The organism is Limnohabitans sp. (assembly GCF_044361645.1).
GTDB lineage: Bacteria > Pseudomonadota > Gammaproteobacteria > Burkholderiales > Burkholderiaceae_C > Limnohabitans_A.
The window spans coordinates 1-5,996 of record NZ_JBIKIL010000171.1 but is presented as its reverse complement, the minus strand read 5'-3'; the positions used below and the strand labels follow the sequence as shown (position 1 = coordinate 5,996).

The 5,996-nt window shown below is 63.1% G+C and carries 8 protein-coding genes; all 8 read right to left on the bottom strand.

Going from position 1 to position 5,996, the window contains the following annotated elements:
- A partial coding sequence (gene acsF, locus ACIQ39_RS18200; protein WP_396436000.1) for a magnesium-protoporphyrin IX monomethyl ester (oxidative) cyclase occupies window positions 1-706 on the bottom strand: 706 nt, incomplete at its 3' end.
- Window positions 707-735: 29 nt separating this feature from the next.
- A complete protein-coding gene (puhC, locus tag ACIQ39_RS18195; RefSeq protein WP_396435999.1) occupies window positions 736-1,236 on the bottom strand; it encodes a photosynthetic complex assembly protein PuhC in 501 nt (166 codons plus the stop codon).
- On the bottom strand, window positions 1,233-1,913 hold the full coding sequence (gene puhB / locus ACIQ39_RS18190) for a photosynthetic complex putative assembly protein PuhB (protein WP_396435998.1): 681 nt from the start codon (window positions 1,911-1,913) through the stop codon (window positions 1,233-1,235). Before puhB ends, puhC begins: the two co-directional genes overlap by 4 nt.
- Window positions 1,910-2,671, bottom strand: a complete 762-nt coding sequence (gene puhA / locus ACIQ39_RS18185) for a photosynthetic reaction center subunit H (protein ID WP_396435997.1) — start codon at window positions 2,669-2,671, stop codon at window positions 1,910-1,912. Before puhA ends, puhB begins: the two co-directional genes overlap by 4 nt.
- Window positions 2,672-2,700: 29 nt before the next feature.
- Entirely contained in the window at window positions 2,701-4,158 is a 1,458-nt protein-coding gene (locus tag ACIQ39_RS18180; protein WP_396435996.1) for a BCD family MFS transporter, read from the bottom strand.
- On the bottom strand, window positions 4,155-4,865 hold the full coding sequence (gene bchM / locus ACIQ39_RS18175) for a magnesium protoporphyrin IX methyltransferase (protein WP_396435995.1): 711 nt from the start codon (window positions 4,863-4,865) through the stop codon (window positions 4,155-4,157). The genes ACIQ39_RS18180 and bchM overlap by 4 nt, the downstream gene beginning before the upstream one ends.
- Window positions 4,866-4,899: 34 nt before the next feature.
- The gene (gene bchL, locus ACIQ39_RS18170) at window positions 4,900-5,811 is read right to left on the bottom strand and encodes a ferredoxin:protochlorophyllide reductase (ATP-dependent) iron-sulfur ATP-binding protein (RefSeq protein ID WP_396435994.1); all 912 of its coding nucleotides are present in this window, start codon (window positions 5,809-5,811) and stop codon (window positions 4,900-4,902) included.
- Window positions 5,808-5,996: cobaltochelatase subunit CobN (locus tag ACIQ39_RS18165; protein ID WP_396435993.1), on the bottom strand; the 189-nt coding region annotated here is incomplete at its 5' end. The genes bchL and ACIQ39_RS18165, both read right to left, overlap by 4 nt.

Here is a 5,996-nt window from a genome sequence, read left to right as displayed (position 1 = left end):
GCTTGTTGCCGCCGCTCAGCAACTTGGGGTTGGCGCGCATGATCAGGGCAACAGCTTCGCCGTGGCGGAACTCGTCGTTGCACCACAACTCGAACCAGCGAAAGATGGGGTGAAAGCGTTTTTCGGGGTACTTTTCGAGTTGGCGAAAGATGGTGATGTAGCGTGCGTAGCCGATTTTTTCGGACAGGTAGGTGGCGTAGTAAATGTATTTGGGCTTGAAGAAGGTGTATTTCTTGGTGCGCTTGAGCTTACCCAGGTCGATGCCCAGGTTGAAGTCGCGCAGCGACAAATTGATGAAGCCCGCATGGCGCGATTCATCGCGCGCCAAGTAAGTCATCAGCTGCTTGATGTCGGGGTTGCTGACGTTTTTGCGGATCTCGTTGTAGAGCACGCAGCCGGAAAATTCCGACGTGAGTGAGCTGACCAAAAAGTCCATGAACTCTTGCCGCATCTCGGGCGACAGGCTGGCCATGCCAGCGGCCACTTCACCGGCAAAGGCTTCGTCGCGCTGGAAGTGGTCGTGGTTGTTGTCGCCCTCGTACTCGGCCATCATCTTGTCCCACTCGGCGCGCACCGGCTCGATGTTGATGCGGTCCATGGCGGCAAAGTCGGTGGTGTAAAAACGCGGGCTGATCATGTCGTCGTGCACGGCCTTTTTGTTGGCATCTTCAGCGGTTGCTATGGTGTGGACGGCGGTGGCGGTCATGGGCTTCTCCGGTGCGGGATGTTTCAATTTCAGGGGGCTGATTTCAAGGCGGCGTTGTCTGTGCCAGCCAGTCGCAGGCTGGCAAACACGGCCGCGTTGCTGGGGCCAAACGATTCGAGGTCAATGCGCTGGCCTGTGCTGGGGTCTTGCAGGGTCAGGCGGCCATCGGTGCGGCCGATCAACAGGAACGGGGCTTCTTTGCCCAAACTCGAGCGCTGGCGTTCGCGGGCCAGTGCCCGCAAGGTGCTGCGTAAAAAACCTTGCTCGCCAGAAAACTGGGCCACCGCTTGCCCTGTGCTGGCGTCCAGCACAGCGATGTCGCCGCTGGGCAGGTCGGTGAATTGCAGGTCGCGCTGCCATTGCACGGCGGCGTCAGGGGTGCGTGGGTCAAGGCCCGACCAACGGGCCAAGCCCACGGCCACCAGCAAGGCCAGCAGCATCACGCCTATCCAGGCCATGGGCCGGTTCAAACCCTGGGTTTGAGGGGCTGGCCGGCTGGGTTGCCAGTCGTGTTTGGGCAGGGTGCTCATGCCAGCAGGCCTTGGTGAGGTGCCGAGGAGTGGCTTGGGACCGCTGCATCGCCCAGTTGCAAGTTTTGTCCCGAACGCTCGGCACGCCACAGGTCCAGCAGCAGCTCGCCCACTTGCTGGCTGTCTGGCACGCAGCGCAAAGTGGGCTGTGGTTTCGTGATGTGCCAAGCGCGTTGGTGTGGCCACAGGTGGAACCAGCCGATGCGGTCTTCGGGGTGCAAAGCCAGTGCGATGTCGCCCGTGCCAGCCCCCTGGGTCTTGAGTGACGCACCCGCGATGCGTTTGAAGGGCAGGTTGAAGGTCAGCGTGAGCACGATGCCAATCCGCATGACCACGCGCTTGTTGGTCAAGGTGTAGAGCGTACTGTGCGCCGACATCCAGGCCGAGCCCAAGAGCAGGCTCAAGGCCAGGGCGTAGAGGCTGGCGGCCACGACCAGGGGTTTCCAGTCGACTTCTGCCAAGGGCTTCCAGCCAGCGCCGCTGTCAGGGGCCGTCAGGTTGATGACCTGTACCGCCAGCATGAGTGCGAAGTACAGCGCAATTTTGCGCACATGAAACGCATGGATGGCCAAGCGCTTCCAGTCGGGCGCGCCCTGCCAGACCACACGCTCGCCCTTGGGCAGGGCGCTGGGCAAGCCGGGGGCGGCCTCCCACTCGTGTTCGTGGGTGGCTTTCATATGATGGGTTCCTGACGCTCAGGCGTCGCATACAAAGTGCCCGCACCAAAGTAAGCGGTGATTTTTTCTTCTTCGAGCAAGGTGATTTGGTCTTTGGATTTGGTTTGCGGTACGTTGGCAAACTGGTGCGCAAGTATTGCTTGCACATGCGAGCCATCCTTTTTGATGCGCGCAAAGGTCATGGGCAGCAAAACGCGTTTGTCGGAGTTGACCAACTGCACTTCGGCGTAGCGAAACAGCATTTCCATGCGGTCCACCCACAAATCCACCACGGTGCCGGCGATGACTTTGTCGGCACCCCAAACCGGCAGGCCACGCGGGTCCACGTCGTGTTTGGCCACCGAGTGGTCGGTGGCGATGCGCATGGGCACGATCTTGGGGTGGCCGTGCTCCATGTCGGGCACGTCGGCGCGCATGGCCCAGGCACCGGGCCCTACACCTGCCAGCAGGGGGTCGCCCAGGGGCTCTAGGGGTGCGCCGTTCCAGCCGTGCATGGGTTTGGCGCTGTATTCGCCGTCCGGGCGGTTCAGGTCGGGCGAGAGGTGGGTGTGGCCGTCTTCGGTTTTGTAGGCCACGGGTTCGGGCACCGGTGGCCAGCCTTCGATCTTGGGGCCGTTTTCGCGGCCCGAATCCATGGGGTAACCCTCGCGGTGGCTTTCACGCACCAGGTAATAAATCAGCCCGGCAAAAAATGCCCAGAACATGTACAAGACGATTTGGGCCACATCGACGTACTGTGTGATTGCGCCTGTTTCCATGGCTGTTCTCCTTCAAAAAAATCGGTGCATCAGCCCGGCAGTTGTGCCAGGCCAAAGGGTTGGGGGAGGCTGGTTTTTTGGGCCTGTGCCCGCTCAGCCAAACGGCTGGCGCGCAACATCGGACCCAGGGCCACCAGCACGACGAACAACAAATACATCTCGACGTGGTAGACAAAGCTGTAGGCGGTGATGGGCGTGACCAGCACCTCGCCCAAAGCGCCCGACATGGCCAGCACCGACACGCCGTCGCGCAAAGCCCCGCCCAGCGCCATGGCCGCGCCCGCGCTGGTGGCTTGGACTGCGCCCCAAGTGCCGATGACCAGGCCGCCGAGTTTGCCCAGCGGGCTGCCGTCTTGTGCCATGCCCATGGCGGTGACCAACATGCCCACCGAAAACAAGCCACCACTGAAACCGATCAGGCCCACGCCGATGCGAAACAGCCCAGCGGCCTCCAGGGGGCCAGAAAAAATCACCATCGCAAACGCGGGCAAGCCCAAGAGCACACCCAGGCTGGCCAAGCGGCAGGCATGCATGCCGCCAGCCAGCCAGCGTGCCGACAGTAAAAAGGCCAGCAAAGCGCCACCGGCACTCAAAGCGGTCAAGGCGCTGGTCGCGCCCACATCGAGCTTCAAGATTTCTGCCGCGTAGGGCTCCAGCACGATGTCTTGCATGTTGAAGGCGAAGGTGCCCAGGGCCAGCGTCCACAAAAAGCGGCGCATCTGGGGCTCGGCCATGAGTTCGCGCCAGCTGCTGGCAAAGCCACCGGCCTCGCGGCGTCCGCGCTTGGCGCCACGCGCCTCTTGTTTCCATAAGGCGGCCAGGTTCATCAAGGCCACCACCACGGCGCAGCCTTGCACCAGCTGGATGAGTTTTTGCGGGCTGAACTCGCTGAGCAACCAACCAAAAATCGCGCTGCTGACGATCATGCCCACCAGCAACATGCTGTAGAGCAAGGCCACCACGCGGGGGCGTTTGTCGTCGGTGCTCAGGTCGTGGGCCAGGGCCATGCCGGCGGTTTGCGTGACCTGGATGCCGGTGCCCACCAGCACAAAAGCCAGGCACGCGCCCAGCTGGCCCACCCAGAAATTGGGGCTTTCGGGCTCGGACAGCAGCAACAAGGCAAAAGGCAGGATGGACAGGCCGCCAAACAGCAGCAAGGTGCCGGTCCACATGTACGGAATGCGGCGCAGGCCCAGCGCCGAGGGGTGCGTGTCGCTGCGGTAGCCGATCAGGGTGCGCAGCGGCGCAAACACCATGGGAATGGCCACAGCCAAGGCCACCCACCAGGCGGGCACCTGCAGCTCCACAATCATGACCCGGTTGAGCGTGCCCACCAAGAGCGCGGTCACCATGCCGATCACCACCTGGAACAGCGACAGGCGCAAGAGGCGCGCCATGGGCAGCTCGGGCGAGGCCGCGTCGGCAAACGGCATGAAGCGCGTGCCGTAGGCCGTCAGCCAGCGGGGGGCCGGGATGTGCAGTTTCATGCGCGGGTCCACTCCCAGGCTTGCGAGGTGTAAAAACCGCTGGCCACGCGCTGCATGCGCGCGCCTTGCCAGCCCGTCAGGTCGCTGTGGCCCTGCATGCGTTTGAGCAAGTCAGCGTGCGCCACGGGCGAGAGCGAGGGCGAGCGGTCGCTGCGCGGAAACAAGCGGCCTGCGCTGTGCATCAAGGCCAACAGGGGCGTGCGCGGCGCAAAGGTGAAGACCATGGAGCCGCGTGTGCGCTGCGCCAAACCGGCCAAAGCTTGCGCGATTTGGTCGCTGTCGTAATGGATGAGCGAGTCCATGCAGACCACATGGTCAAAGTGACCCCAATCGGGGCTGAGCATGTCGCCTGACAAAAACTGCACCGAGCCGGGCAGGGTGGGGTGTTCGGCGGCCATGCGTTCGGCGGCCAGCTTGACCAGGGTGGGCGACAAATCAATCGCCACCACCTCGGCCCCGCGCAGGGCGGCCTGCAGGGCCAGGGCGCCGGTGCCGCAACCGGCATCCAGCACGCGCAGGCCAGTCAGGTCTTGCGGCAGCCACGACAGCAGGGTCTCGCGCATGGTGTCGCGCCCGGCGCGCACGGTGGCGCGGATGCGGCCCACCGGCTCGTTCGAGGTCAGGCGGGCCCAGGCATCGGCCGCGGTGCGGTCAAAGTAGTGCTCGATCTGGCTGCGGCGTTGTTCGTAGGCGGTGGTGCTGTTCATGGCTGGGCTTTCGGTGCGGTTTTTGCCGTGCGGATCAGTCAAAACCCAGCAGGTCAAAAATGTCGCGGTCTTTCATCGGGATGGACGGCAACGGGTCGGCCCCCAGCCACAGGGCGGCAGCCAAGCGCATGTACTCGTCTTGCACCGCTTTGACAGCAGGCGTGGGCTCCAACTCAAACAAAGTGCACTTTTGCAAACGGCTCTTGCGGATCTCGTCCAGCATGGGGAAGTGCGCCATGGTTTTCAGGCCAGTGACCGCGTTGTACTTGTCGATTTGGTCGGTCGCGTCGCTGCGGTTGGCGATCACGCCGCCCAAACGCACGTTGTAGTTTTTCGCCTTGGCGCCAATCGCTTGCACGATGCGGTTCATCGCGAAGATCGAGTCAAAGTCGTTGGCGGTCACGATCAGGGCGCGGTCGGCGTGCTGCAGGGGCGCTGCAAAACCGCCGCACACCACGTCGCCCAACACGTCAAAAATCACCACGTCGGTGTCTTCGAGCAGGTGGTGCTCTTTGAGCAGTTTGACGGTCTGGCCGACCACATAGCCGCCGCAGCCGGTGCCTGCGGGTGGGCCGCCAGCTTCCACGCACATCACGCCGTTGTAGCCTTTGAAGACGAAGTCATCCAGGCGCAACTCTTCGGCGTGAAAGTCCACCGTCTCGAGCGCGTCGATCACGGTGGGCATGAGCTTTTTGGTCAGGGTGAAGGTCGAGTCGTGCTTGGGGTCGCAGCCAATTTGCAGCACGCGCTTGCCCAGCTTGCTGAAGGCCACCGACAGGTTCGACGACGTGGTGCTTTTGCCGATGCCGCCTTTGCCGTAGACCGCAAACACCTTGGCGGTGCCGATCTTGACGCTGGGGTCCATCTGGAACTGCACGCTGCCTTCGCCGTCTGCGCCGCGTACCCTCTGGATGCGGTTCACAGGGATGCTGGTGGTTTCGATCATGCGGGGAGTCCTTCCTGTATGCCTTCAAGGCGGTCTTCAAGTTCTTCGCCGGCCCGCAGCAGGGCTGTCAGGGTTTCGGCGTCGGGTTGCCAGTACTGGCGGCGGGTGGCCTCCAGCAGGCGGTTGGCCACTTTGGCCGATGCGGTGGGGTTGAGCTGGGCCATGCGCTCGCGCATGGCCGGGTC

Coding starts and splice junctions, on each gene's coding strand:
- puhB (WP_396435998.1), bottom strand. CDS start 1,913: ATGAAAGCCACCCACGAACACGAGTGGGAGGCCGCCCCCGGCTTGCCC.
- puhA (WP_396435997.1), bottom strand. CDS start 2,671: ATGGAAACAGGCGCAATCACACAGTACGTCGATGTGGCCCAAATCGTC.
- bchL (WP_396435994.1), bottom strand. CDS start 5,811: ATGATCGAAACCACCAGCATCCCTGTGAACCGCATCCAGAGGGTACGC.
- puhC (WP_396435999.1), bottom strand. CDS start 1,236: ATGAGCACCCTGCCCAAACACGACTGGCAACCCAGCCGGCCAGCCCCT.
- ACIQ39_RS18180 (WP_396435996.1), bottom strand. CDS start 4,158: ATGAAACTGCACATCCCGGCCCCCCGCTGGCTGACGGCCTACGGCACG.
- bchM (WP_396435995.1), bottom strand. CDS start 4,865: ATGAACAGCACCACCGCCTACGAACAACGCCGCAGCCAGATCGAGCAC.